A 26,078-nucleotide genomic window follows, 5' to 3' on the forward strand; every position below is an offset into this window, starting at 1 on the left:
TTAGCCCTCCTTGGAACCTGTTGATATTACACCCTCTACGATCTGTTTTGAGAAGAGTGAATAGATAATAATGACCGGAATTGTTACCATTGTGATAACTGCAAGGGTCTGTCCTGTTGTTGTGTTATCATTTGATGTAATCGCATTCAGACCAATCTGTGCAGTCAAAAGATCACTGGATGTAAATACAAGTGACGGCCACAGATAATCATTCCATACATTCAGGAATGTAAATACACTAACCGTTGCCACTACACTCTTTGACATTGGAAGAACCATAGTAAAAAAGTATTTTACCGGTCCACAGTGATCTAACTGTGCTGCCTCATATACATCATCCGGAAGTCCCAGGAATACCTGACGGAACAGGAAAATGTTAAACGGATTCACGATCATTGGAAGTACATATCCAAGCACCGTATTCAGAAGTCCAAGTTTTGCAATGATCAGGAAATGTATCGTAATGATCGTCTCCATCGGTACGATCATCAGAAGCATAATGATCAGAAGCCAGCGTTCTCTGAATGGAAAATTAATCTTAGCCAATGCATATCCTGCCAGTCCATTTACAATTACACCAAGTACGATCAATATTGCTGCATAGAACAAGGTATTACACATATATCGTACAAATCCTGTATTTGTTAATACAGATACATAATTTTCAAAGAAATTGCCGTTCAATGCCGGTGGAATGAATGCCGCCATACTGTTCATATCAGCAGTGATTGCCGCGTCTGGTTTGAATGAGTTTGCCAGCATCCAGATAACCGGGAACAGGAACAACAATGATACGATCAGAAGTACGACCGTCAGTATCCAATTATTTCTTTTTTGCTTTTTTGTTAACATTCTGATCCTCCTTATCTCTTGTTGCGATTGTCTGGATCACGGTCAGTATCATTACAAAGAATGCGAATACAATAGCCATTGTAGATGCCAGTCCAATTTCCCAGTTAACAGTACCTGTTTCATATATATCATACACAACCGTATACGTTGAATTCGATGGTCCTCCTCCGGTCATAACCATTGGCTGTACCAACATACGGAATGCTCCAATCGTAATCGTAATTAAAACGAACACACACAATGGTTTCAATTCCGGCAGGGTAATGTCCTTGAATTTCTGCCACGGTGTTGCATGGTCCATCTCGGCCGCTTCATAAAGTGCCGGATTGATTGCCTGGATTCCTCCCAAGAAGATGATCATCTGATATCCCATTCCCTGCCATGCACTCATGATTGCAATGGATGGAAGTGCCTGACTGGCACTGTTGATGAATGGCTGTGCATCAATTCCAAAGAAAGAAAGGATTGCATTCATAATTCCTTCCGGGCTGTAGATCTGGATCCACAGTGTTGACACAACAGCAAGTGACATGACCACCGGAACAAAGAATGCTACTTTGAAATACTTCTTACAATGCGTCACTTTATTAATCAGAAGTGCCATCACAAGCGCTCCAATTCCCTGCAGCGGAACAATAATGATCACAAACTTTACAGTATTAAAAAATGCCTGTGAAAACACATCATCTTTAAAAATCTGAATATAGTTGTCCAGTCCGACAAAATGCGTCAGTCCCGGATTTAAAGCAAAGAAATCAGTAAAACTGAAAATCAATGTCAGGATCATCGGCAGGAATAAAAATATCGTAAGTAACACAAGTGCCGGTCCAAAAAACGCCATTCCCATAATGGATTCTGTTCTTTTCTTCATTATTTCATCACATAACGCTTTAATTTTGCGTTAATCCTTTCTACAGATTTATCCAATTCTGTCTTCGCATCATTATCGGTAAGTACCGAATTTTCCAGTACTTCCTGTACCGATGCACTAACCTGTGGATATACAGGTGTTTTTGATCTTGGATGTCCATATTTACTCAGCTGATGATATAAGGCTTTGTAATTCTCATCTTCTTCAAAAATCGGACTGCTCTCAAACGCTTCATATGTAGATGGGAAACTCTTACTTTCATCCCACAGACGCTTTCCACTTTCTACACCACTCATCCACTGTACCAGCTTTGTCGCACCTTTTAGTTTCTTCGTCTTTGATGATGCCGCAAATGCCCAGGAACCGGTTGGTGTATATCTTCCGCCATCCCAGTTATCGGATACTACATATGGTGCAACTCCAAGGTTTACATCCGGATAGTTATTATAGATTGTATTTACTTCCCATGCCCCGTCAAACTTAAATGCTGCTCTTCCGCTTTCGAACAGGTCTGTGATCTGTACTTTAGACATATATCCATTATCCAAAAACGATTTAAAATAATTCACTGTTTCCAGATTCTCTTTTGAATTGAATACACCGTTCACCTTCAGTCCATCTTTACTTACAAAGTCACCGCCATTTGACCAGAAAAACGGTGCATAATAATAAATCGTAGCTTCTCCTGTCGGGAAAGTCATATCCAGCGCATAACCTTTTTTCTTCTCTACTACCGGCTGTACTTTCTTTAACACCTTTGTGAATTCACTCCATGTCCATGGGTGATCTGCATCTGGAACTTCTACACCCGCTTCTGCGAGAATATCTTTGTTATAATAAAGTCCCACGCTGGATTCCATTGCTCCAAGCGCATAGAGCTTGTTATTATACGTTCCCTGCTGAATAATGGAATCCAGATACACGCTCTTTTCTTCGTCTGTTAATTTTGCAAGCGGCTGAATAATTCCATTCTCTGCATATGCCGCAATGTTCGGTCCGTCAACAGTCAGCACATCCGGCAGATCTCCTGACATAACCGATGCATTAATCTTATCCGAATAGCCTCCACCACTGTCATTTCGTGGAATAAATTCAATATCTGCAAAATATTTCCCATCATATTTCTTATTAAATGCATCTACAGATTTCCTGTAGCACTGTCCTTCTTCTGTGTCTTCGATTGAATGTACCCAGATAGAAAGATATTCTTCGCCTTTGTCATATCCCTTTACTTCTCCTGGTTGCGGCTGTTTATCTCCACACCCCGTCAATGCCATTGCAAAGAATGCTGCCAGCAGTACCCCTACTGTTCGTTTCTTCATAGCTTTCTCCTTTCAGATTCACGATTGCGTAACCAGTTAAGTAACCGGTTACTTTATATGTTCATAATACTATCCAGAATCTTACTTGTCAATAGATTTCAAAGAAAAAAGTTACCGGTTACTTAACTAGTTATTTTTTGTTTGATTTTTTTCAATGCACTTGCTATACTGATAATATACATTATAAGGAAGAGGATTTACATGAAACAGAAAAAAGTAACTTTTGCAGATATAGCCGCTTATACAGGCTTTTCAAAAACTACCATTTCCAGATATTTTAATAATCCGGATTCTCTGACTCTTGAAAATCAGGAAAAAATCACTCATGCACTGGATGTCCTTGGATACCAGGAAAATAAGCTCGCCAAAGTACTGGCTAATGGAAAAAGTGAATTTGTTGGAATTATCATCCCCAACCTGTATCTTCACTATTACTCTGAGATGTTAAACCAGTTACTTTCTACTTACGAAAAGTATAATTATAAATTTCTTGTATTCATTGGAAATAATAAAAAAGAAATTGAAGAAAAATATATTCATGAACTGATGGCTTATAAGATTGAGGGACTTATTGTCTTAAGCAATACCATTTCGTCTGAAGAACTTGCTTCTTATAAACTCCCGGTTGTCACGATTGAACGGGAATGTGACCGTGTCTGCAGCGTGTCTACAGACAACTATCTGGGTGGTGTTCAGGCAACCAGTTTGTTGATACGTAATAACTGTGATGTCATTTTACATATCAATTCCATATTTTCTGATACCCTCCCGACTTATGGGCGTATTCAGGGATTTGAAGATATCTGTAATGAGCATCATATTACTCACGAACTGATCCAAAGAAATATGGGAAACACTTATCAGGAAACTTTAGCTCAGCTAAAGAATATATTTAATGAAATTGAAGAGAAATATCCGGCACAAAAAAAGGGAGTCTTTCTTGCGAATGACACTTATGCCAGTATGTTCCTAAACCTGATATTCCAGAAATACGGAAAACTTCCGAAGGATTATCAGATTGTCGGATTCGATGATTCTCCTATTGCAAGCGAAGCCATCCTTCCAATCACAACCGTTGGACAGCAAATTGAGAAAATTGCACAGACTGCCATGGAACTTCTGGTTCTCCAGATGAATGAAATGAAAAAAAGAAAACCAACTCCTTTAAAAGAGCCGGTTCATAAGCAGATTACGCCTGTATTGATCCGACGTGATACTACAGAATAATACCGGTAGTGAGCAAATGATAAATTCCCTGAAGTTTTATTATTCACTTCAGGGAATTCTTTTGACAAATTCTATATTTGGCTTTTTAATTTCTCAACCACTTTTTGAATTATGTTTATATCTTCTTCTAATTCATCTGCTATCTGTTCTGTTGATTTTCCTTTTTTCAATTTCTTCTTTATTATTTTTTCTAAGAGTATCCGCTTTCCAATTTCGATTCCATCCTGTCTTCCAATCTCGATTCCGTCCTGTCTTCCAATTTCGATTCCATCCTGTCTTCCAATCTCGATTCCATCCTGTCTTCCAGCCTCATACTCTGCTTTCCGCAGTTTCTTTTCTTCAAACTCTTTGTCATATTCATAGATGCTCACTTTGATCACCTCAGTCTTATTCTTCAATAAAAACTCTGCCAGGATTCCTTCTTCTATGCATTCGTCAACTGCTCTCGTAACTGCTTCTTCTAAAGAGACATCCTGTTTCGCCGCATATTTTCTTACTCTGGCGACATATTGTGCATATTCCTTTAATGTTCTACAATGTTCCATCAAATCTGAACTGTGGCCATCATTCACATTCAGCATAGTCACTCTTAACTCCAGATCTGGATTTTCTGTTGGATTCTCGTATGCAGAAGATAATCGGAACTCACTACGATCTTCTACTTCTTTTGTTCCATTATAAAATACTAAAAATCTTGGCGTTGGTATCTTTTGTATCACAGTTGAATATAATGATTTCCGAACCACTAATCGTTGATACTCATCCGCAATATAAAACAAATTTCTAAGTGGAATATTCGGATTATACGTTGACTGATGTTCATATAAATATAAATTCATATCCATGATAAACGCCAGATCATTTTTCATTCCCATATAAATCGCATTTTCCAATGTAACAACTTGCAACTTTTCCGGATCTGTGTACTCTCTCCCATTCACCGCATTGTACAATGATAACAAATTCTCTTTGTCATGGTACAACATTCTAAAAATTGTATCCTTGTACATCCTTTTTGCCTTTAACTGCCGGTTATTCACCTGATACTTTTGATTACGTCTTTTCTGACCCTTTCTTTTCGCCATATTCTGTTTCCTCCTGTATGCAGGAGGATGTCTTTTTACTCTTTCAGTCATCTCCTGCTTTTTTACAATTGATTGGTATGAAAGCATAGATTTCTGAAATAAAATTAGATTATAGATGGTATATGTTGTTTTTATATACCGTTGATTTTTTTTGAAATATGCTTTGGTACATATTAACATATCAATAAATATTAATCAATGTATTTTTTACTATTTCCTTTTTTGATAATGTTAATCACCTTAGCAATAAGGTATTACAAAATAATATTTTTTTCTTGTTTCAATTCTGTATACAGAACTTTTTGTATCCCATGAAACATAATATAATCCCGGAATAATTTTTTGCGTATCAACATCCACTATTTGCTTTTGTGTTTCTTCATTCTTTTGATATACTATTTCTTTTTTAACTTTTGGAGCAGACCATCCAAAATATACAATATAAATACGTGTACCATTTTCACATTTATGCCGGCGTGCTGGTCCTAGCTCGTATAATTCATCAAAAGAATTTACACTCTGTCTCGTTACTAATCCATCTTTCATGAAGGCAATTGGTCCATATATATACAAAAATACGATTCCGATTATGAGCAGACATAATATTTTGATTTTATTATTCTTTAACATGCGGCACCTCCTAAAACAGAGTATATTTTTGAATATAGCTCCTGTTTTTAGATTAGAATAACATTCCTTATTTTATTTTCAATATGTAATTTAGAAATGCTCAATTTTTATAAAACTTCTACAACTCTTTCATCTTTCCAAGAATCTTCTGAGTAAAATGCTTCATGATTGCATTATATAATCTCATGTTCTGCTCTTGCTTTATCTTCCTTTCTCACCAGAATTTCATATTCATATGCCTTATCCTGATCTACTTCGATACTTCCAAATTGGGATCTCTTCGTTCCTTTTCCCTGAAAAAGCCACTCTGAGTCCTGATTTCTTACTTTATGTTTGTATGGAATCTTCGCTAGATCCAGCGCATCCCGGATCTCGTTGAACCGCTTCATGTCATGTCCGATATAGATAGATTCTGTCATTAATTTCATAGGCCGATCCTCTTTTCGTAATTTCTTAATTTTGATTATACTCTATTCTTTTGGGCGATTCTATAACAACTTTCTTAATATTTCTTATCTTGATACAAGCAAAAAGCTGCCCTGTACTTCTACAGCAGCAGCCTTTCACCATTATCCTTCAGCAGCTTTTTCGTTCTGTATCTTTTCTTCCCACGTCTGCATATACTTCACCTCTGTCTTCTCACTTGCTCTGATCTGACAAACACGTCTATGCATTTCTTGAATCCGTTTACTTTCGCATGCCCCTGACACTTCATCTGTACTATGTTGCATATACTTCAAAAGTTCTATCAGCTCTGATGGTAGCAACTCTGGATGTTCCCCTCTGGTATTTAAAAATATCCTCGTTGCTCCATCATCCAGTTTCAATTCCGGGATCTCCTCACATTTCATCTGAAATGTGTAGCGATATAAGCCATATCCAAACAAATCAAATGGCGTAATCATCACAACCAGGACTTCATTCAACAAGTTGAAATCAGCGGCTCCCGGTGGTAATAGTTTACTGTCAATGATTTGTCCAGCAAGTTTAATTCTTTTAATGATCTTCTTTGGTCCATAAGTAGCTCTCCGCTCTTATACAGATATGTTCCCTGTAAAGAAGAGCTGTTTATCTTTATGGATATGATAACACAGAGTTTATATATATACCAGTATATACAGTCAACTTCTTTTATCAGGCATGCATTATCTGTTTGTTGTATTGTTCATTTTGGATTCTTTCCCGATTATCTGGGTCTGAAATAAATGAATGGTAACTATAAATACAGTGCAGATATTAGAATTCATCTGCGTATCGATACAATAACATGCCTGATTTTTATTTTCAATACGTGGTTTAGAAATGCTTAATTTTTGTGAACCTTCTACAACTCTTTCATCTTTCCAAGAATCTCTTGATAAAAAGATTCTTGATTTCTATTATTCTCCAAGTCTTCCAATATCACACCATCTTTCAGCAGAATCAACCGGCTGCAATAACTTGCCATCTGTGGGTCATGTGTAACCATAATAATCGTCTTTCCCATATGTTCATTAATATCCTTCAACGACTCAATCACAATCTTCCCAGACTTCGAGTCAAGGTTTCCGGTCGGCTCATCCGCAAAAACAATCTCTGGATCATTTATTAATGCCCTGCAAATGGCAACTCTCTGCCTTTCGCCTCCTGACAATTCGTTTGGCATCTTTTTTTCCAAAGTTCTGATTCCGAATTTTTCCATTAACACTCTTGCTCGTTCTTTTTTGGAATCATCTACTGTTTTGCTGATATAGAAAGGCAGCATAATGTTTTCAAAAACATCTAGGCTATCCATCAAATAAAATTCTTGAAATACGAAGCCTAATTCTTCTCTTCGTATTCTCGCAAGTTCTTTATCTGACAATTTTGAGATTTCATTTTTCTTGTATAGAAGTGTCCCATCTGTTACAGATTCAATTAATCCCAGAATTTTCAAAAGTGTTGTCTTGCCACTCCCTGATTTTCCTATAATCCCGACAAATTCTCCATCCTGTACATTTAGTCCGATGCCCTTTAGCACCTCAAATTTACCGTAATTTTTCACAATCTTCTCTCCGCTGATCACTTCCATATCTTTTCCCTTCTTTCACCCTGAATTTGTTGCTTAACAAGTCTCCATCCATACTCTCTTAATAAGATAATGTACCCTGCCTGAAACAACAACAGCACAAAAAATGTTATCAATACCTGTTTTTTCAAGAGCCAATCAACGTTCCATGTAATATAACTCAAAGCACCACCACTTATTACAATCGAAAGTATAAATACGATCCATAAAGAAAGCGAAAGTTCCTTTTTCACATTTTTCTTTATTTCTTTGGTCTCCATGCCTATTTTTTTCAAGAATCCATATTTCATACTTACATTAGAAATGTCTGACCATATTTTTATAGATAAAATCATTATTCCACTAATAATCAAAAATGCACCAATACAAATGTAAAAGATAAGAGTTGTCAGGTCATCCTGTCTGTCTTCTTTCATCAATGAGCCTTTATAAAAACCAATTATCTCATATTTCTTTTCACATACTTTTAATTTGCCCTCATCAATCGCCGTCTCTTTTTCTGTTTGCTGCGTCATAATAACCGTATTCTTTTTCTGCAAAGATCTAAGCATATCAAAATCACTATTATTCATAACCAGAATTCGTATAATATCCGACTGTTGAGCAACAAATAAAACTTCTTTCACTTCTTTTTTTATCGCAAATTTACGCATTCCTGTTGCTGTTTTTAAATAAACATGTTTATCCTGAAACATGTTTTCATCGTCTTGTTTTGATTTTTCCAGAACTGCCTTTACCTCTCCCTGTTTGATATGCTCTTTCTTATTCTTTGTAAGTTTGTTATAGGAATCCTCCGAAATACCTACATATTCCCCTCCATCATTGCTTATGAGCGGAATATACGCATATTCATCTATTTTTTCATCTGGTTCTTTTATAACCTTATGAATTTCGTCTGTATATTTTTCTTCTGTCATACATACATAATTATATGGATATTTCCATAAATACTCGGAAGAAAGATTACCGTATTCTATAATATTGATATTTACAATCACCCATACAAATACATTAATAATAAAAACAATTAAAATTATATTTTTATTTTCTGAAAATCTGTGATACAACGTTTTTAGCGTAAGAATATATCTGTCATACCATTTTTCTTTCTTTTTCACCCATCGCAATATAACATTTCCCAAATAAGTAAACCAAAGATATAATCCGGTCAGCGAAAAAAGAACTCCATATTTCATACGTGGATATGTCATAGGAACCTTCGAAAAAAGAATAATTGCAAACACAAAACAGATCAGCCCTGCAACCGCACCTATCACGCTTGCTTTAACAGACGGAACCGTCCCCCTTTTCTGTTCCGTATTCAAAAGCGAAGCCAGTGAATTGTTTTGAATTTTTATTATATTCATGATTACTGCAATGCACAAAATAACACACATATAAAAACATGTACTTCCAATATCCTTTAGAAACCAGCATGGATCTTGAACTGTTTGAATCCCTTCTTTTCTGAATATAGACTGAAGAAGAATTACAAAAGGCGTTCCCAGTACACACCCAATCAGCCACGAAATACCACATATAATCCCATATTCCAGAATTATCATCCGGATAATATCTTTCTTTTCTTCTCCGAATACCATAAACATTCCATAATCTTTGATTCTTATCCGGCTATAATTGCTTACTGTATAGCTGATCAAAATCAGGCCAATAAACAGCAATATATACATGTACGTTTGAATCGCAACTCCTTGTTGCGACCGAACTCTTTCTTCCATACTCATCGTTCCAAGAACCAATTCTTTAACTCCAAGAAACACGAATAATATAATTGCAGCTAAAATAGTACTCATAAAACATACAATACTATTACGCACATTCTTTTTTAATATTTTCAATAATACTTTCATATACTATTCCTTTAAAGAAAAATGTTTCCCCATCTCTTGTCATCTACTTTCAACTTCTATTTGTTCTCCTGCCGGCCTGTTCCTTCTTGCCCCAACCAGATACAGAATTGCTGGACCAAAATTAACAATAATTCCAATAATTAAAATTGGGAAATCTGATGTTTTCAAAAAAGCTTTTCCATTATCTATTGCAATAATAATTTCATTGCAATAAATTAACAAATCAACACCCATATAGATAACAATTCCTGCTGTTAACTGTTTTGTTTTTTCTGTATTATTACAGTTTGCTTCCCCATAATGTCCCAGATACCAGATGCCTATTGAAATTGCAAGCATCCATAATGTGTGTACACGTTCTCCAGCCAAAAAACAAACATTAATCAAACAACCTACAATTCCCCAAAGTCCCAACAATTGAAAATATATCGAAGTTCCTCTAATTAATTTCCGTCCTCCCGGTGCTCTGATTCCTCCTACAGAATAAATCAGATCATCACAAAATTCATGAACCGACTTTCCCAGTACTGTTTCAAAATTTTCATTACGCTCCTGTGCTTCTTCCGCCATTCCAGTGATATCTTCAATCATTTGGTCAATTTCTTTTTCTGTAAGTGGGAATGTCTTGATGTATTTTTTCATCTTCCTGACCATTCTTTTATTTTTCTTCGTCAACATAATCTACTCCTCCTTTTTCAAAATTCTATTTACTGATGATTGTACTTCCGTCCAGCATTTAATAAACTCCTGCAAATATGCCTCTCCTTCAGCCGTTAATGAATAATACTTTCGTTTTGGTCCAAGTGGCGAAGGTCGTAGTTCTGAAGAAATCATCCCTTTCTTTTCCAATCGTACGAGTAATGGATAAATACTTCCCTCTTTTACATCTTCAAATCCGAACTCTTCTAATGTTGTTACAATCTCATATCCGTATGTAACCGTCTCGGATAAAATCTGCAAGATACATCCTTCTAAAGTTCCCTTCATTAATTGTGATTTATCATACATATTTTCACCTACCTTGTATACTATAGTAGTTCTTAACTATATTGTATCACACAGTAGTGGTTTGTCAATGAATTTGCGTACAATAAGAATGGGTTTCTAACTATTTTTCCGGCTTATTCTGACATAAAAAAATCCACAGATTTAAGCTTTTCAACTTATATCTGCGGATTTTTTATCTGAGAATTTCTCAGTATTCCTACTCCTTTTCTTTGTAATGATGCGCTTCCTCCAGCATCATATCTTTCACCTTCATCAGACGGATCTGGGTGCTTCGTTCATTCTCGTCAAGCTTCATAGTAATATACTTGATATTCTTCTGTGCTTCCGGAATGATCACATGCTCCAGGGCGTTGACACGTCTTCTGGTCTTTTCGATCTCGACCGCCATAAGCTGGCAGGCTTTTTCTGTCTCTGCAAGCTTCAGCATATCCGGCAGGATATCTGCCAAAGATTTTACGGCCCCATCCAGATCACTCGATGTAAATGCAAATCCATACGAATAAATGTCATTCGCATCGGCGGTTCTTGTCTTCGTCTCGAATACAGGAATGTCTACACTCATGACATTCTTCTGTCCGACTTCCAGATCTACCTCTTGCTTCGGAGCCATCAGTGCCGTGTTCAGAGTCGCTTCGTCCATGCCGGCTTTGGCTATGACAAAATTCCGATTGGCCGAACGGATACCTGCTTCTACCTTTTCCCGAAGCTCCATGTTCACTTTTACCAGATCCAGGAACTGACGCATCAGTTCGTCTCGCTTATCTTTCAGAAGTTTGTGACCTTTTATGGCTGTGACCAGTTTTTTCTTGGTCCTGGTCAGTTCCATACGGGTAGGGGTTACCTGGGTTGACGCCATAGTATCACTCCTTTCTTTACTTTATATATTGGACGCCATGCCGGCTCGAATCTGCGCATGGCTTACTGCTTACCATAATACATATCTAAGAACTTATCATCAATTCGCTTGAGCTCTGCTCTAGGCAGCATAGACAGCAGCTTCCATCCAATCTCCAATGTCTCTTCAATCGGTCTGTCGGTATCGTATCCCTGTGATACATATTCTTTTTCAAATGCATCTGCGAATTTCGCATATACCAGGTCGATATCGGTAAGGGCTGCTTCTCCTAAAATGGTCATTAATTCTTTTGCATCTTTTCCTCGTGCATACGCTGCGAACAGCTGGTTCATCGTGTTCGAATGATCAGCTCTCGTCTTGCCTTCTCCGATTCCTTTATCTTTCAGACGGGACAGGGATGGCAATACATCGATCGGAGGCTTGATACCTTTGCGGTATAAGTCACGGCTTAAGATGATCTGGCCTTCGGTGATGTAGCCGGTAAGGTCCGGGATTGGATGCGTCTTGTCATCTTCCGGCATGGTCAGGATCGGAATCAATGTGATACTTCCCTTCTTGCCATTCTGCCTTCCGGCTCTTTCATATAATGTTGCAAGGTCAGTGTACATATATCCAGGATATCCACGGCGTCCTGGTACTTCCTTACGTGCGGCAGATACTTCTCGGAGTGCATCTGCATAGTTGGTAATATCTGTCATAATTACCAGTACATGCATGTCTTTTTCGAATGCAAGATACTCGGCTGCTGTCAGTGCCATACGAGGTGTGGAAATACGCTCGATTGCTGGGTCATTTGCCAGGTTGACGAACAATACCGTTCTGTCGATGGCTCCTGTCTCTTTGAAAGATTCTACGAAGAAGTTCGACTCTTCGAATGTGATACCCATAGCAGCAAATACTACGGCGAATTTCTCATTGCTTCCGCGTACCTTTGCCTGCTTTGCAATCTGTGCTGCCAGGTTGGCATGTGGAAGTCCGGATGCCGAGAAGATCGGAAGCTTCTGTCCACGAACCAATGTGTTCAGTCCGTCGATGGCAGATACACCGGTCTGGATAAACTCTTCCGGATAGCTTCTGGCTGCCGGATTCATAGGAAGTCCGTTGATGTCACGTCTTTCATCCGGCAGGATCTCCGGTCCTCCGTCGATCGGGCGGCCCAGTCCGTCGAAGACACGTCCAAGCATATCTTCCGATACACCAAGCTCCATGCTTCGTCCCAGAAAACGTACTTTACTGTTACTTAAGTTGATACCCGTGGCACTTTCGAATAACTGCACCAGTGCATCATTTCCATTGATCTCCAGAACCTTACAGCGGCGCTTCTCACCGCTTGCAAGCTCAATCTCACCCAATTCGTCATAGGCTACATTTTCAACGCCGCGTACCAGCATCAGAGGTCCGGCAACTTCCTGTATGGTTCTATATTCTTTTGGCATAATTTAGAAGTCCTCCTTCCCGAATGCAGCCGCAACTTCCTTGTCCAGTTCTTCTTCTACATTCTTATATTCACTTTCGATATCGTCGTCTGTTGTATATTTATAACGGCCGATCTTTTCTCTTACCGGCATGGCGATCAGTGTATTCATGTCCGCACCCTTGTTCAGTGCGTCGACAGATTTCTCATAAAATGCCAGTACCAGTTTCATCATCAGATACTGCTTACGAAGCGGTGTGTAAGTGTCAATCTCGTGGAAGGAATTCTGATGTAAGAAGTCCTCACGGATGGATCTTGCCGCTTCCATCTTCAGACGGTCGGTCGGTGACAGGGCATCCATACCTACCATCTGTACGATCTCATTTAACTCGGCTTCTTCCTGAAGGATTGTCATCATCTTCTGACGGTCTTCCATCCAGTCCGCTGCCACTTCCTCGTTGAACCAGTTTGCCATATTGTCAACATACAGTGAATAACTGGTCAGCCAGTTGATGGCTGGGAAATGTCTCTTATACGCAAGTGCGGAATCCAGTCCCCAGAATACCTTTACAATACGAAGGGTTGCCTGTGATACCGGTTCGGAGATATCACCACCCGGAGGAGATACCGCTCCGATAACGGAAAGTGCACCTTCTCTTCCTTCTTTACCAAGGGATACCACATGTCCGGCTCTTTCATAGAACTGCGCCAGACGGGAACCTAAGTATGCCGGGTAACCTTCTTCACCAGGCATCTCTTCCAGACGTCCCGACATTTCTCGAAGTGCCTCTGCCCAACGGGATGTAGAATCTGCCATCAGCGCTACAGAATATCCCATATCCCGGAAATATTCTGCGATCGTGATTCCGGTATAGATGGAAGCCTCACGGGCTGCAACCGGCATATCCGATGTATTTGCGATCAGTACGGTTCTTTCCATCAGGGACTGTCCGGTCTTCGGGTCTTTCAGTTCCGGAAATTCGTTCAGAACATCGGTCATCTCATTACCACGTTCTCCGCATCCGATATAAACCACGATATCTGCCTCTGCCCACTTAGCCAACTGGTGTTGGATAACTGTCTTACCGCTTCCGAAAGGTCCCGGAACGGCTGCCACACCACCTTTGGCGATTGGGAAGAATGTATCGATTACACGCTGCCCGGTTACCAGTGGTTTTACCGGCGGCAGCTTCTTCTGATACGGACGGCCTTTTCGAACCGGCCATCTCTGCATCATCGTCAGTTCTTTGTCACCTTTTTCGGTAGCGATCACTGCTACCACTTCTTCTACGGTAAATGCTCCGGCTTTGATCTCTTTTACCGTTCCTTTTACTCCATAAGGAACCATGATCTTCTGCTGTACAACGATGGTCTCCTGCACAGTTCCGAGTACGTCACCTGCTTCGACCTCATCGCCGGCTTTTGCAGCCGGGACAAATTCCCATTTCTTATCACGTTTTAACGAAGCAACTTCCACGCCTCGCTTTAAGTTATTTCCGGAGATTTTCATAATGTCATCCAGCGGTCTCTGGATTCCATCGTATATGCTTGTGATCAGTCCGGGTCCAAGTTCTACTGACATTGGTACTCCCATAGACTCTACCGGCTCTCCAGGTCCAAGTCCCGATGTCTCCTCGTATACCTGGATGGATGCCTCATCTCCGTGAATCTCTATGATCTCTCCGATCAGACGCTGGCTGCTTACACGTACCACGTCAAACATGTTGGCGTCACGCATTCCTTCTGCAATGACCAGCGGTCCTGCTACTTTTTTAATCGTTCCTGTACTCATACGGACGAATCAACCTCCTTTAGCTGCCAAATATAATATCGGAACCGACAGCCTGCTCTACCGATTTCTTCACACCTGCAACTCCGGCGCCTGTATTTCCGGCGATACCCGGAATCTGAATGATCGCCGGTGTGACCTGTTCCTGATATTTTTCTATCTCATGCGTTAATTCAGCGGCAAGTTTCTCTGTGATATAGATGATCCCATATCCACCCTGTGCCAGCTGATGTAATTTCTCTGCGGCTTCCTCACGGGTCTGGACGGCAAATGTATCAAGGCCCAGTGCTGCGAATCCGAAGATGCTGTCGTAATCGCCTAATACTGCAATCTTATACATACATTTTCCTTACCCTTTCCCGGATCGAATCATCCGGCAGTTCGTTCTGCTTTCCGGATAAAATGATTCGTACCGTTTTAATCTCATTCTGTCTTGCAATTACATAGGCGATTACCGGTCCTATCGTAAATGCATGATATTTCTCCGGACTGATGGTCTGGATGATCCGATTGTCACACCATCTTTCGAATGCTGACGGCGACTCTGCCAGTGCTTCCGCACCTTCTGCATAAGCCGTTCCTCTTAAGTATTCGCAGATGGCGTCCATGCCGCTAAGTGCTGCTTTCGATAACTGGCTCACACTTAAAGAATCACATTCTGCCATTGCCCGTTTCATAAATTCCGTTGATTTTGCGGTCTTCTGTGACCGGACGGCAATCTTGATATCCGCCACTGCCACTGTGGATTCTGCGTAATCCTGTATGATCTTATCCGGTGACTCTTTCCCGGCCTGATAGATGGCATCCAGCGCCGCCCAGTCTATGATCACATCACAGAGCTGCCCGTCTCCGGTATGAAGAAGTGTCTCGTATGCTTCTTCTCCTGCGATCCGCATACTGTCCGGAAGCTTTCCGAAGTCTCTGTCTTCTACGATCTTTCGCATCTCTTCCCCGGGAATCCGAACATCTTCATAATAGATATGCCGGTTCTTATCTCCGGTGCATACTTCCTTGACCGCTGCCTTTAAATTATGAAAAAGCTTCGGATAAGAAAGCACATCGAAATGTTCCATTCCGATCGACAGTTCTTTGACCACTTCCCATGTCTTTTCTTCTTCTCTCGTCAGGATTTTTTCCGCATCCCCGCTGCTTTCGGTATCTCCCCATCCCTTCTCTTCTAAGAACTGCAATGCCTGATCATAACTCTGGCACGCGATCAGCTGGTCGATGGTACTGTCAGAGAACAGGGATACTTCCAGGGCACGGATTCTTGCGACCGCATAGGTATATTGTTCACTCATGTTGTCCCTCCATATCATACAAAGAGCATCCGGTGAACGATGTCCGCAAGTTCATCCCGCTTCGCATCGAACATTGCCCTGATCGTACAGTTCTCTTCAATTCCACCGTACGCAAGAATGAATCCATTGTCAATATTATCTCTGCCCGCTCCGGCCACGGTAAGTTTTCCTCCCTTTGCCAGAGCTATTTCTTCAATTTCTTTGCCAAATCCTACCGGCATATTTTCCAGATCTTTTACGGAGAAATAGATCTCTCCCTCCTGCGGAAGTACGTATGCTTCCAGAATAGACAGGAGCATCTGGTAATACTCATCCGGCGCAAGACTTATAACCTTTTCATACGCCTTCCCGATGATCTCTGCGATCATCTCCTGCTTTGCTTCCAGAAGTCTCGTTCTTCTCTGAAGATCGATGGCTGATTTCACACGTTCTTTCTGCGATGCAGTATCTGCTTCCGACTTTTTCAGGATAGTATCTGCCTGTCTGGCTCCCTCTTCCTGTGCCTTAAGCTTCATCTGTTCTGCCTGTGCTTTCGCATCTTCGATCTTCGCATCCGCTGTCACTTTTGCCTCGTCAAGGATCTGACTTTTGATCTTCTCTAATCCAGCCATTTTCCTTCACACTCCTTCTATACCTGAATTGCTGTTACGGAAAGGATAGAAATCAGAAGTGCAAGGATGGCATATGTCTCAACCATTGCAGGGAACAGCATTGCTTTACCGAACTGATCCGGCTTCTTTGCTACGATTCCGATTGCTGCCGCTGCTGTCTGTCCCTGTGCTTTTCCTGAAATCAGACCTACAATTCCGATTGGAAGGCAAGCTGCAAGAATCAGAAGTCCGGTCTTCGGATCCAGATCTGCTGCGCCGCCGCCAAGAAGTCCGATCTTGGATAATGTAATGAAACCAACCAGCAGTCCGTAGATTCCCTGTGTACCAGGAAGCAGCTGCATGATCAGTACTTTTGCGAATTTGCTTGGGTCTTCTGTTACAACTCCGGACGCTGCCTGTCCTGCAATACCTACTCCGATCGCAGATCCTGCACCTGCCAGGAATACTGCCACTGCCGCACCAAGAAGTGCATATACCATTCCCATATCATTCCAAATACTCATATCTATTTTTCCTCCTTAATATCTACATATTTTGTCTCCGCATGAAACGGTTCGAAAGGTTTTCCACCACCTTCGTAGAATTTTCCAAAGAATTCCACAAATTGAAGTCGGTTGGTGTGGACATATGCACCAAGCAGGTTGATTGCCAGGTTCATTGCATGTCCGACTATAAATACTACGATAAATAAGATGACCCCGAATACACTCTTACCAAGCATACTTCCCATCTGATTGACAACGGATGCGATAACGCCTGTCGCAAGTCCCAGTGCCAGAAGTCTGGAGTATGATAATACATCACTTAACCATCCGGTAATGTTGTAGATATCATATGCTCCAAGTGCAAGTCTGAGTGCCGGATTCTTGCTTGATCTTCCGGACATCAGTAACAGTCCGAGTGCTCCGATGATCGCCATTGCTTTCGACAATGTAATCAGTGCTGCAGGGAACACGATCTTCGTCTGTGCGATCGAAGCAAATATCTCTGACGGAAGCAGCATCAGGATCAGTCCGATCAGGAAAATGTACCACAGTACGATATCACAGAAGAAATCCAGTACCTTTCCGTCTTTTAACAACATATATCCTTTGATTCCAAGACCCACGAACAGATGAACCAGTCCGAATGCCATTGAATAGATCAGAAGTCTCATCGGATCATTTAACGGTGCAAACCAGAGCGGTTTGATCGTCAGCTCTTTTCCAAAGAATGTGCTCGATACAACATCTACGACATCTCCGAAATATCCACCGAATAAGATTCCCCATACCACGGTAGAAATTCCACAGTACATGAACATTTTCATAGATTTCCTCATACCGGCACTCATGCGCGGGAATTTCTTAAGGACGATCAGACACACGATTGCGATGATCGCACCATATGCTGCATCTGATAACATCATTCCAAAGAAAAATACATAGAAGAATGACATGATCGCGGTCGGATCGATCTCTCCTTTATGCGGAAGTCCGTAAGACTCCAGGACTCCTTCCACACTTTCCGAAAATCCGTTATTCTTAAGGATCACCGGTGGTTCTTCGTCTTCTTTTAACTCTTCTACATCGATCACACAGTCATACGCATCCCCGATTCCTTTCTGGATTGCCGGTATCGCTTCTTTTGCTGCGTAACCACTGATAATAAATGTACGTCTGGACTGCGGAAGTGTTCCCAGTACTTCGTACTTTTCTGCACGCATCCGGTAATAGTCACCGATGATCTTCAGTTCCTCCCGGTCTTCTGCGTAAGATATGATCTCTCCCCGGATATCTGCAATTGTCTGTTCGATCTGTCTGATCTGTTCTTCCAGTTCTTCTTTCTGCTTTGCCGGAATCTGCTCTGTCGATACAACCGGTCTTGAGAATCCTGCAGTGCGGAGTGTATTCTCCACATCTGCTGCCTGGTCCTTCATACAGAACACGCTTAAGTACACGGCATCTTTATCCTGACTTATAACCGATATATCTACGGCTTCGATCTCCGGATGATCTTCAGCAAGCTTTCCGTAGATCATTTCCAGTGTCGTCTCCGCCGCCATGGTTCCAAGAAGCATTACCGTCTTTTTCGTGCCCGGATAATTCATCGCAACTTCCAGACTCATCCATGGTGTAAGTGCTTCTATCTGGGTATTCCGCTTCACGATCTCAGCCTGTGCTTCCGCAATTTTCTTATGATCAGCGATCAGAAGTCCCGCCACTTCCATGACTGCTTCCTGCTTCGCTGCGGCAGCTTCCATCGTCTTTTTATCGATCAGCTCATTTCCTTCCAGACTGGCGAACATGGATTTTTTCTCCGGTGTATACTGATTCAATACATCCAGTGCGTTTTCCGTGATCTGCACCCGTTTCTCGAAGCTTGATTTCGCACTCTGCGTATCCATCTTCTCGAATCCGGCTTCGTCCTGCGCGACCTGATGCATCTCTATCATGCCCATGGACTGCAGTTTTTCCAGAATCGCTTTCCGGTCATGTTTCAATGCGCAGATACTGATTCGCTGCATCTGCAATACTGCCATAACTGCATCCCTCCTTTTTTATTTTTTCACGTTCTTACTCTTCCCATATCATCAGAGCAATGCTTTGATGACTGCGGATACCGCCTCCTCTTCTTTTCCCTGAGCCAGTGCTTTTAATGCTTCTGTCTCCTGTTCCGTCTTCTCGGAAGCCTGTTTCTTTAAGACTTCTCCTTCTTCTTTCGCCTGCAAAAGATCTGCTTCTGCCTGTTTCTTTGCATTTGCTACAGCCTGCTCTTTTATCTCTTTTGCCTCTCTGACAGCTTTTTCAAGGATCTCGGTACACGTTGCATCTGCTTTTCTTATGATCTCATCCGCTTCATTCTCCGTTTCCTTGATGGTCTTAATGGTTTCTTCTACCATTCATCTACCACCTCTCCTTCAAAAAATACAAAATCTAGTTTAAATTATAATCTTATTTCCGCAATTTTACCATACATTTATTACATTTGTTGTAAATTGTACGTCACTTTGATACATTTTTATCATTTTGTCGTTTTATATTTGTGCACTTATTAATAAGTAGAAACGCCTGCCAGCGCCTCCTGTATTTTTTCATATACCTGGTACGAAAATAAGGATATTATCTCATTTTCTCAACGAAAACGGACAATATCCTTATTTTGTCTAAATAATATGGAATTTATACAGATTGGATTCCTTTTCTTACCAGTGTAATTCGTGAAGATGCCCCTCCAGATTCATACCTGCAAATCCGTTCTGTCTGAGTGCTTCGTAAAGCACAATCGCAACCGAGTTGCCGAGGTTCAGCGAACGGATGTCGCCTACCATCGGGATACGCACGCAGTCTTCTTTATGATCTACCAGAATCTCTTCCGGGATTCCGGCACTTTCTTTTCCGAACATGATGTAGCAGTCCGGTTCATAGTTCACTTCTGTATATACCTTTGGTGCTTTTGTCGTTGCCATGTAGATCTTGGCTCCCGGGTTCTTTTCCAGGAAATCATTGTAATCAATATAGGTTCTGACATCCAGATGCTCCCAGTAGTCCATGCCGGCACGCTTTAAGTTCTTCTCATTTAAGCGGAAGCCGAGCGGCTCGATCAAATGTAATCTGGTGTTGGTGGCTACGCAGGTTCTTCCGATGTTGCCTGTGTTTGCCGGGATCTCTGGTTCGTGTAGTACGATGTTTAACATGTTGTGTTCCTCCGTTTTTTCTATTCTTTTTCAAATAAAAATTCTATATAGCTGTATATTTCCGAAAAATCAATCTGACATTTTCCAGCAAATATATTCACCGGTACCTGGTCTTCAAAGCCATAGATGGCCGGTAACTCATTATGTTCCAAGTCATATACTACAACTTTTTTCTTATCCGGGTCAACCATCCAGTATTCTCTGACTCTTGCAGTGATATATTTTTTCAGTTTTAATCCCATATCTTTTTTTCTTGTAGATGGTGATAATATCTCGATTACCATATCCGGAGCTCCATAGACATGACTTCGAAGGATTTTATCTCTGTCACAGCATACAACGACGTCCGGCTGCAGCATCGTCCGGTCATCTTCATCTAGTTGTACGCTGACCGGTGACGGCAGTACCATACATAATCCTTTGTTCTGCCTAATGTACTCTCTTAATCTGATACTGATTTCAAATGCAAGCTGCTGATGAATCGTGGTTGGCGTATTCAGGTCGTAGATGACTCCGTCAATCAATTCTACTCTATATTCGTCCGGAATTGCTTCATAATCCTTTAGTGTGTATTCGCCTTGCTTTTTTCCACGAAAACTTTTCCAGATATCACCTTCATGATCTGTGCCATCTCCATAGATGCGATAAGCCGATACGCTTTCTTCCATCATACCAGGATATGGATTAGAATCAGGTTCCATCGGAAATGCTTTTTCCAACTGACAAATTGTGTCATATCTTGGTCTTTTGGTTATTCCGCTAAATATCTTTTGTACCGTTCCCAATGGTACACCGGAACGATCTGATATCTGCTCGCAACTGAAACCTAATTCTGTTTTCTTCTTTTTCATCTCTTCTACAGTCATAGGATCATCTCCTTCCTTCTACAGGACTCTCCATCGACGGATTCTTCCGAACATGTGGTAATCTATATTTCTGGTATTGTTTTCCATATTTTATTATATATCATTCCATTTATCAAGTATATTTTCCATATTTTATTATATATTATTCCAATTCATTTCATCTTATCCAAATCGAAGTAAAACATTTGCCACTGGCGGCTTTTTGAATATATTTTTATACGCAAAATCCGCCGGACATTTTCCCGTCCGGCGAATTCCTGCACACTATGTAATATTTTATTCCGTCCCATTTACAGTCAGCACATCTGCCTACTTATTCTTCACATACTTCTTAAGCAGATACACCGGCGTACAACTCCATGCATGGCAGTAGCTGTTCACGATCGGTGAACCATACGGAGAATACTCCGGCTGATCCGGATCGAATGCTTCCCAGTAGGTATCCGCTCCAAGTGAGATCATCTTACCCCAGTAGCTCTTCATCAGATGGATGGCCTCTTCATCCAGTCCTGCCTCGAATAATGCTTCCACAATGTGATGATACATATATGGTGTTGCGATATTCTTCACCGGGAATAACTCCTGGATCGTGGTCTGCATGATGGATTTATTCTCTTCGTCTGACATTACATGTGCCAGCACCATCCACACCTGACTTGCAATGTTGTATTCATCCCAGGCTGTTGCAAAGAGGTTCTTTTCCGGACGGAAAAGCACGTTCTTTGCATAGTCTGTGATCAGCTCCAGTTTCTTTTCGTACATGCTGATCTCAGAGTCTCTTACGACTTTGACAAGCTCGATGAACTGCTTCATGACATAGATCATCTCTGCCTGTCCTGCTGTGTCTTTATTAAAGTCATTGGACCAGTCTACGAATACCGGATAGTTCTCGTCCGGATTCAGTTTGCCATTCTCATCGAACATCTTTAATGTAATGTTCATCTGCTTCTTGGCAATCGGATACAGTTCTCTTATCAGCTCCTCATCCGGGTGTGCCTGATGAAGATCATATAAGGTCGAGATGAAGAACAGGCTGTATTCGAACAGGAATGTATCATCCGGTACATTCTCCGGCTTTACGAATACATTTGCAGAGATCTTACCTTCTTCTGTCGTCATAGCTGCGAACAGATACAGGCATCTCTTTACCAGATCCGTCTGATCAAATGTTGCGTAGTTTGCAAGCGCCTGCAGTCTGAGATCTCCAAGCCATAATCTTCTGTCACGCTTTGGTCCGTCCTCGAACACGTCCTGTGTACAGTCCGCCAGCGTCTTCACACCGATATCATAAATCTTCTGCAGTTCCGGATCTTCGAATCGCATCGGTTCGAAGCCACTGTAATCTGCAGATGTCTCTGTCACAACCATCGGATCCGAGAATACTGCCTGCCACTTCGGAGATGTATCCAGAACCTTCAATTCCACATAACGGAAGCTGTATCTTCTCGGAAGTTCCAGTGTTGCCGGAAGCTCATCGATATGAATGAACTCTTCCTGTATCCACGAACGGCTGAGCCATCCTTCATAGTCTTTGGATTCCGCTGCAAGCTCTGCCGGAAGTTCGGCAAATTTGATACGCATATAAAGCGGTGCATCCATCGGGGATCCAGTCTGATCGATATGAATCTTAAATGTTCCGACTCTGTGATCTCCAAAGTCAAGAATCATTTTATCATTTCTTTTCAGTCCGTATTCCTCAATCTTATCGATGCTCTTATCACTTTCTGTTACGCCAACACCATTTAATTTCAATGGATCTTCGATCACTTCAACGATCCGTGCCGGGTGGATTCTTTCTTTTTTGATCTCCGGGCGGAAGCCTTCTGCTTTTGCCAACAGTTTTTCATCATGTTTGAATTTTACATCATTATTGATTTGAAATGTAAATGCCATGTTCTCTCCTCCTGCTTACATCTGTCCAACGCCGTGTTTTTTCTGTAACATAATCATTCTTGTTCCGGCAATTGCACTGATCAGGACGATTCCTGCAAATCCATACATAGTTGTGTGGATTCTGTCACCTGCTACCAGATAAGGCGTTACCAGTGCGAATAATCCACAGCAGAATCTTGAGAATCCATTGATGAATCCCTGCATAGAAGCTCTTGCCTCAACCGGGAAGGACTCCTGTGTCCATACTTTGTAAATAGACTCCCCGGCAAACTGGTTACCGATGTTGTAGCATGCGATCATACCTACGATCATAGCAATCGTTCCGCCGCCAAGTGCGATACCGATCATGGCACCTGCCTGAATCACGATACCTACATAGAAGAATTTGTTTCTGTGTTTACTTCCTGCTGCAGATGCAAATAAGATTCCGCAGATCAGGCCTACAATATTCAATACAATTCCGCATCCTGTTGCAAGTGACTGTGATGCATTTGCTTTCACCAGAATATAAGTCTGGAACTGTCCGAATGTATTAGCTAACAGGTTCCAGCATACATAGAAGATAATGATGCATGAGAAAAATGATATATATTTTCTTCCGTCTGTTCCTTTAAAAAGAGATGCAAATGATACTTCTATAGAAGTCTTTGTGCCTTCTGCCGCGCGGTATTCATCTCCTGCCACATGAAATTCTTTGAATTTCTTAGAAAATGTTCTCCATACGAATGCGATTCCTGCAAGTATGGCCAGTAATGCGAACACCATTCTTGCTCCGGCTGCGCCTTCTACGTGAGATACGATAAATGCCATTGCGTAAGATCCAAGTACACCGATCTGCCAGAATACCTGTGTCGATGCGATCAGGCTTGCAGATACTTTTTCATTCGGTGCATCATGAGAGATTACAGTAAGGCTGATCGGAAGGTCTGCTCCGGAAGCAAATCCTGTGATGATCAGACCTGCAAGTAATACCGGGAAGTTACCTGACAGTACGCAGATTGCCGCACCGATCAGATACATCAGGTTCATCAGGTTAAATGAACGGATCAGTCCGAATAACTTTGTAATATTTCCTGCAAGCAGTGATCCTGCTGCGATTGCAAATGTAAGTGCTCCTGAGAGGATTCCGACCTGTCCATCGGTAAGTCCAAGTCCTGACTGCCATACTGTAATTGTAGCGGACAGTCCGATGATGATACCGGATCCGAGCATAGATCCGATTCCTGCCGCGCCAACCAGCGGCATATATTTCTTCGTTTCTGCTGATTTACTCATAATTAATTCCTTTCACTCATTCTTGTTTCATATGTTCTGGTTCTATTATTTATTCTGAACTTTCCTGCGTTCTCCCAGTTCTTTCTGAATCTGTGGAAATTCCTTATCCAGATGGTAAAACGACATCGTGATGATCGAGCAAATGATCAGGAACGCCGGGATGTAGATATACATCATCTTGATCGCCGTCAGTGCATTTGCTGTCTGATGAACGGCATCTGCGTCATAAGCTCCCCAGCTCAGTAACAGACCCGAGATTCCTCCGGCTGCTGCCTGTGCTACTTTTCCAAGGAAACCGTTGATTGCCGACAACGTTCCGGTTGTCTGAATACCTGTCTTCCACTCTCCGTAATCCACCGGATCTGCCTGCATGGAGAAGTAAATACTCTCCTTACATCCGTATCCCGCTGCAGATATCACTGCCCCGGCCAGAATGACCGATGTATTCACATTTCCGATAAAGATTACGGCCAGACCTGCAAGCTGTAATCCTGCGGATACGCTGTAAAGGTTACGTTTTCCGAGACGTTTTGCCAGAAATGGAACGGTTAAATTTGCCACCATCGGTACCATTGTCATAACCGTAGCTACCATCGTTGCCATTTTTGCACTTCCCACGTAATATTTATAGTAATAAACAAGTGCAGACGACTGGATGAAATAACCTGTCCACATGAACAGAATGTTAAGTGCGAATAACTTCCACGGTGTATTATGTGCCGCAGACTGAATCGTCTCTTTTAAGGTCGCTGACTTTTCCGTCTGACTTAAGTTATTCTCACGAACCAGTGCGAATGTAAGCAAGAAACATACACATCCCGCAACTCCGAAGATTCCCATAACCACCCGGAATCCGACTGCTTCGTTCCCGTTTCCGACCATTTTCACCAGATACAATGCGGTTGCAGATACAATCGTGGAACCCATGAATGCGAAGAATTTTCTCCATGTCGCAAGTACGGTTCTCTCATTCATATCATCCGTCAAAGTTGGCAATATGGACGCCAGCGGAATATTTACCACTGTATACATGAATGACAGGAAGATGTATGTAACATATGCATACACCAGTTTCCCATCCGGTGAAATGTCCGGCACACTGAATGCCAGTAATGCTGCCACTGCAAACGGCACAGCTCCAAAGAGGAACCATGGTCTGCTCTTTCCCCAGCGGGTTCTGGTCTTATCGATTGCGAATCCAACCAGTACATCAGTAACAGCATCAATAATCCTGCAGACAATAAACATAACAGCGATCGATGCTGCATTGAGTTTCATAATGTCTGTGTAAAAATACAGTAAGTACAGAGAAATCATCTGCCATATTAAGTTACAAGCAAAATCTCCAAGTCCATAGCCAAATCTCTGTCTGTACAAAAATGACTTTGTATTACCCATCTCTTATCCCTTTCTTATGATTTATCGCGCGCTTTCTTAACTTCAAGAGGATTATAACGCAGAAATACCTTTATGAATATTGGATA

At 41.4% G+C, this 26,078-nt stretch carries 26 protein-coding genes and 1 pseudogene; 1 reads left to right on the forward strand and 26 read right to left on the reverse strand.

Translation table 11 applies throughout. From position 1 onward, the window contains the following. From NKF87_RS12980 to NKF87_RS12990, 3 genes are read right to left on the reverse strand one after another with little or no spacing between them, the layout of a single operon-like run. Complete coding sequence (locus tag NKF87_RS12980; RefSeq protein WP_006428714.1) at positions 1-852, reverse strand: carbohydrate ABC transporter permease; 852 nt, start codon at positions 850-852, stop codon at positions 1-3. Next, entirely contained in the window at positions 824-1,723 is a 900-nt protein-coding gene (locus NKF87_RS12985; RefSeq protein WP_055181353.1) for a carbohydrate ABC transporter permease, read from the reverse strand. The genes NKF87_RS12980 and NKF87_RS12985 overlap by 29 nt, the downstream gene beginning before the upstream one ends. Then, positions 1,723-3,045 carry an ABC transporter substrate-binding protein gene (locus tag NKF87_RS12990; protein WP_117597578.1) on the reverse strand — a complete coding sequence of 441 codons (1,323 nt, stop codon included), beginning with the start codon at positions 3,043-3,045 and terminating at the stop codon, positions 1,723-1,725. Before NKF87_RS12990 ends, NKF87_RS12985 begins: the two co-directional genes overlap by 1 nt. 201 nt (positions 3,046-3,246) lie before the next feature. Between NKF87_RS12990 and NKF87_RS12995 the strand changes: the two genes are divergently transcribed. Then, on the forward strand, positions 3,247-4,272 hold the full coding sequence (locus NKF87_RS12995; protein ID WP_253583676.1) for a substrate-binding domain-containing protein: 1,026 nt from the start codon (positions 3,247-3,249) through the stop codon (positions 4,270-4,272). Between the two features lie 71 nt (positions 4,273-4,343). On the opposite strand, the gene NKF87_RS13000 is transcribed toward NKF87_RS12995, so the two are convergent. The 23 genes and pseudogenes from NKF87_RS13000 to NKF87_RS13105 all read right to left on the reverse strand — a co-directional run bounded on the left by NKF87_RS13000 (position 4,344) and on the right by NKF87_RS13105 (position 25,992). Then, positions 4,344-5,357, reverse strand: a complete 1,014-nt coding sequence (locus NKF87_RS13000) for a hypothetical protein (RefSeq protein WP_227080350.1) — start codon at positions 5,355-5,357, stop codon at positions 4,344-4,346. 240 nt (positions 5,358-5,597) lie between these two features. Further along, positions 5,598-5,987, reverse strand: a complete 390-nt coding sequence (locus tag NKF87_RS13005; protein WP_055282179.1) for a hypothetical protein — start codon at positions 5,985-5,987, stop codon at positions 5,598-5,600. Between the two features lie 173 nt (positions 5,988-6,160). Beyond that, positions 6,161-6,415 carry a hypothetical protein gene (locus NKF87_RS13010; protein ID WP_117597580.1) on the reverse strand — a complete coding sequence of 85 codons (255 nt, stop codon included), beginning with the start codon at positions 6,413-6,415 and terminating at the stop codon, positions 6,161-6,163. 141 nt (positions 6,416-6,556) lie between these two features. Next, a complete protein-coding gene (locus NKF87_RS13015) occupies positions 6,557-6,916 on the reverse strand; it encodes a hypothetical protein (protein WP_117597581.1) in 360 nt (119 codons plus the stop codon). A 395-nt stretch (positions 6,917-7,311) separates the two neighbouring features. Continuing rightward, complete coding sequence (locus tag NKF87_RS13020; protein ID WP_117597582.1) at positions 7,312-8,037, reverse strand: ABC transporter ATP-binding protein; 726 nt, start codon at positions 8,035-8,037, stop codon at positions 7,312-7,314. Next, entirely contained in the window at positions 8,028-9,245 is a 1,218-nt protein-coding gene (locus NKF87_RS13025; protein ID WP_253583678.1) for a hypothetical protein, read from the reverse strand. Before NKF87_RS13025 ends, NKF87_RS13020 begins: the two co-directional genes overlap by 10 nt. Before the next feature lie 150 nt (positions 9,246-9,395). Beyond that, positions 9,396-9,905 (reverse strand): annotated as a pseudogene (locus tag NKF87_RS14635) (FtsX-like permease family protein); the annotation flags it as partial. A 39-nt stretch (positions 9,906-9,944) separates the two neighbouring features. Further along, a complete protein-coding gene (locus NKF87_RS13030; RefSeq protein WP_117597584.1) occupies positions 9,945-10,583 on the reverse strand; it encodes a hypothetical protein in 639 nt (212 codons plus the stop codon). Positions 10,584-10,586: 3 nt separating this feature from the next. Next, positions 10,587-10,913, reverse strand: coding sequence for a PadR family transcriptional regulator (locus tag NKF87_RS13035; protein ID WP_055181362.1), 327 nt, complete (start codon positions 10,911-10,913; stop codon positions 10,587-10,589). A gap of 196 nt (positions 10,914-11,109) precedes the next feature. Next, positions 11,110-11,769 (reverse strand): V-type ATP synthase subunit D, encoded by a 660-nt coding sequence (locus NKF87_RS13040; RefSeq protein WP_117597585.1) that lies wholly within the window; start codon positions 11,767-11,769, stop codon positions 11,110-11,112. A 62-nt stretch (positions 11,770-11,831) separates the two neighbouring features. Further along, positions 11,832-13,205, reverse strand: a complete 1,374-nt coding sequence (locus tag NKF87_RS13045; protein ID WP_117597586.1) for a V-type ATP synthase subunit B — start codon at positions 13,203-13,205, stop codon at positions 11,832-11,834. A gap of 3 nt (positions 13,206-13,208) precedes the next feature. Further along, positions 13,209-14,975 (reverse strand): V-type ATP synthase subunit A, encoded by a 1,767-nt coding sequence (locus NKF87_RS13050; RefSeq protein WP_117597587.1) that lies wholly within the window; start codon positions 14,973-14,975, stop codon positions 13,209-13,211. A 19-nt stretch (positions 14,976-14,994) separates the two neighbouring features. Beyond that, positions 14,995-15,312: a V-type ATP synthase subunit F gene (locus NKF87_RS13055; RefSeq protein ID WP_055282197.1), complete on the reverse strand. Its 318-nt coding sequence runs from the start codon at positions 15,310-15,312 to the stop codon at positions 14,995-14,997. Then, a complete protein-coding gene (locus tag NKF87_RS13060) occupies positions 15,305-16,273 on the reverse strand; it encodes a V0D/AC39 family V-type ATPase subunit (RefSeq protein ID WP_117597588.1) in 969 nt (322 codons plus the stop codon). Before NKF87_RS13060 ends, NKF87_RS13055 begins: the two co-directional genes overlap by 8 nt. A gap of 14 nt (positions 16,274-16,287) precedes the next feature. Next, complete coding sequence (locus tag NKF87_RS13065) at positions 16,288-16,884, reverse strand: V-type ATP synthase subunit E (protein WP_117597589.1); 597 nt, start codon at positions 16,882-16,884, stop codon at positions 16,288-16,290. A 17-nt stretch (positions 16,885-16,901) separates the two neighbouring features. Further along, on the reverse strand, positions 16,902-17,387 hold the full coding sequence (locus NKF87_RS13070) for a V-type ATP synthase subunit K (protein WP_006428729.1): 486 nt from the start codon (positions 17,385-17,387) through the stop codon (positions 16,902-16,904). 2 nt (positions 17,388-17,389) lie between these two features. Further along, complete coding sequence (locus NKF87_RS13075; protein ID WP_253583681.1) at positions 17,390-19,405, reverse strand: V-type ATP synthase subunit I; 2,016 nt, start codon at positions 19,403-19,405, stop codon at positions 17,390-17,392. Positions 19,406-19,456: 51 nt separating this feature from the next. Beyond that, positions 19,457-19,765 (reverse strand): hypothetical protein, encoded by a 309-nt coding sequence (locus tag NKF87_RS13080; RefSeq protein WP_117597591.1) that lies wholly within the window; start codon positions 19,763-19,765, stop codon positions 19,457-19,459. A 303-nt stretch (positions 19,766-20,068) separates the two neighbouring features. After that, positions 20,069-20,560 (reverse strand): tRNA (cytidine(34)-2'-O)-methyltransferase, encoded by a 492-nt coding sequence (locus NKF87_RS13085; RefSeq protein WP_117597592.1) that lies wholly within the window; start codon positions 20,558-20,560, stop codon positions 20,069-20,071. A gap of 20 nt (positions 20,561-20,580) precedes the next feature. Then, positions 20,581-21,426 carry a Uma2 family endonuclease gene (locus NKF87_RS13090; protein ID WP_117597593.1) on the reverse strand — a complete coding sequence of 282 codons (846 nt, stop codon included), beginning with the start codon at positions 21,424-21,426 and terminating at the stop codon, positions 20,581-20,583. Between the two features lie 309 nt (positions 21,427-21,735). Beyond that, a complete protein-coding gene (locus NKF87_RS13095; protein ID WP_117597594.1) occupies positions 21,736-23,319 on the reverse strand; it encodes a family 78 glycoside hydrolase catalytic domain in 1,584 nt (527 codons plus the stop codon). A 15-nt stretch (positions 23,320-23,334) separates the two neighbouring features. Next, on the reverse strand, positions 23,335-24,594 hold the full coding sequence (locus tag NKF87_RS13100) for an MFS transporter (RefSeq protein WP_117597595.1): 1,260 nt from the start codon (positions 24,592-24,594) through the stop codon (positions 23,335-23,337). A gap of 45 nt (positions 24,595-24,639) precedes the next feature. Beyond that, the gene (locus tag NKF87_RS13105; RefSeq protein ID WP_117597596.1) at positions 24,640-25,992 is read right to left on the reverse strand and encodes an MFS transporter; all 1,353 of its coding nucleotides are present in this window, start codon (positions 25,990-25,992) and stop codon (positions 24,640-24,642) included. Positions 25,993-26,078: the final 86 nt, after the last annotated feature.

Origin of the sequence: Dorea longicatena, from assembly GCF_024168045.1 — a bacterium.
In the GTDB taxonomy this organism is placed as follows: Bacteria; Bacillota; Clostridia; order Lachnospirales; family Lachnospiraceae; genus Dorea_A.

Excerpts from the sequence above, each read along its gene's own strand:
- NKF87_RS12980 (WP_006428714.1), bottom strand. The coding sequence starts at position 852 with ATGTTAACAAAAAAGCAAAAAAGAAATAATTGGATACTGACGGTCGTA.
- NKF87_RS12985 (WP_055181353.1), bottom strand. The coding sequence starts at position 1,723 with ATGAAGAAAAGAACAGAATCCATTATGGGAATGGCGTTTTTTGGACCG.
- NKF87_RS12990 (WP_117597578.1), bottom strand. The coding sequence starts at position 3,045 with ATGAAGAAACGAACAGTAGGGGTACTGCTGGCAGCATTCTTTGCAATG.
- NKF87_RS12995 (WP_253583676.1), top strand. The coding sequence starts at position 3,247 with ATGAAACAGAAAAAAGTAACTTTTGCAGATATAGCCGCTTATACAGGC.
- NKF87_RS13000 (WP_227080350.1), bottom strand. The coding sequence starts at position 5,357 with ATGGCGAAAAGAAAGGGTCAGAAAAGACGTAATCAAAAGTATCAGGTG.
- NKF87_RS13005 (WP_055282179.1), bottom strand. The coding sequence starts at position 5,987 with ATGTTAAAGAATAATAAAATCAAAATATTATGTCTGCTCATAATCGGA.
- NKF87_RS13010 (WP_117597580.1), bottom strand. The coding sequence starts at position 6,415 with ATGAAATTAATGACAGAATCTATCTATATCGGACATGACATGAAGCGG.
- NKF87_RS13020 (WP_117597582.1), bottom strand. The coding sequence starts at position 8,037 with ATGGAAGTGATCAGCGGAGAGAAGATTGTGAAAAATTACGGTAAATTT.
- NKF87_RS13025 (WP_253583678.1), bottom strand. The coding sequence starts at position 9,245 with ATGACATATCCACGTATGAAATATGGAGTTCTTTTTTCGCTGACCGGA.
- NKF87_RS13030 (WP_117597584.1), bottom strand. The coding sequence starts at position 10,583 with ATGTTGACGAAGAAAAATAAAAGAATGGTCAGGAAGATGAAAAAATAC.
- NKF87_RS13035 (WP_055181362.1), bottom strand. The coding sequence starts at position 10,913 with ATGTATGATAAATCACAATTAATGAAGGGAACTTTAGAAGGATGTATC.
- NKF87_RS13040 (WP_117597585.1), bottom strand. The coding sequence starts at position 11,769 with ATGGCGTCAACCCAGGTAACCCCTACCCGTATGGAACTGACCAGGACC.
- NKF87_RS13045 (WP_117597586.1), bottom strand. The coding sequence starts at position 13,205 with ATGCCAAAAGAATATAGAACCATACAGGAAGTTGCCGGACCTCTGATG.
- NKF87_RS13050 (WP_117597587.1), bottom strand. The coding sequence starts at position 14,975 with ATGAGTACAGGAACGATTAAAAAAGTAGCAGGACCGCTGGTCATTGCA.
- NKF87_RS13055 (WP_055282197.1), bottom strand. The coding sequence starts at position 15,312 with ATGTATAAGATTGCAGTATTAGGCGATTACGACAGCATCTTCGGATTC.
- NKF87_RS13060 (WP_117597588.1), bottom strand. The coding sequence starts at position 16,273 with ATGAGTGAACAATATACCTATGCGGTCGCAAGAATCCGTGCCCTGGAA.
- NKF87_RS13065 (WP_117597589.1), bottom strand. The coding sequence starts at position 16,884 with ATGGCTGGATTAGAGAAGATCAAAAGTCAGATCCTTGACGAGGCAAAA.
- NKF87_RS13070 (WP_006428729.1), bottom strand. The coding sequence starts at position 17,387 with ATGAGTATTTGGAATGATATGGGAATGGTATATGCACTTCTTGGTGCG.
- NKF87_RS13075 (WP_253583681.1), bottom strand. The coding sequence starts at position 19,405 with ATGGCAGTATTGCAGATGCAGCGAATCAGTATCTGCGCATTGAAACAT.
- NKF87_RS13080 (WP_117597591.1), bottom strand. The coding sequence starts at position 19,765 with ATGGTAGAAGAAACCATTAAGACCATCAAGGAAACGGAGAATGAAGCG.
- NKF87_RS13085 (WP_117597592.1), bottom strand. The coding sequence starts at position 20,560 with ATGTTAAACATCGTACTACACGAACCAGAGATCCCGGCAAACACAGGC.
- NKF87_RS13090 (WP_117597593.1), bottom strand. The coding sequence starts at position 21,426 with ATGACTGTAGAAGAGATGAAAAAGAAGAAAACAGAATTAGGTTTCAGT.
- NKF87_RS13095 (WP_117597594.1), bottom strand. The coding sequence starts at position 23,319 with ATGGCATTTACATTTCAAATCAATAATGATGTAAAATTCAAACATGAT.
- NKF87_RS13100 (WP_117597595.1), bottom strand. The coding sequence starts at position 24,594 with ATGAGTAAATCAGCAGAAACGAAGAAATATATGCCGCTGGTTGGCGCG.
- NKF87_RS13105 (WP_117597596.1), bottom strand. The coding sequence starts at position 25,992 with ATGGGTAATACAAAGTCATTTTTGTACAGACAGAGATTTGGCTATGGA.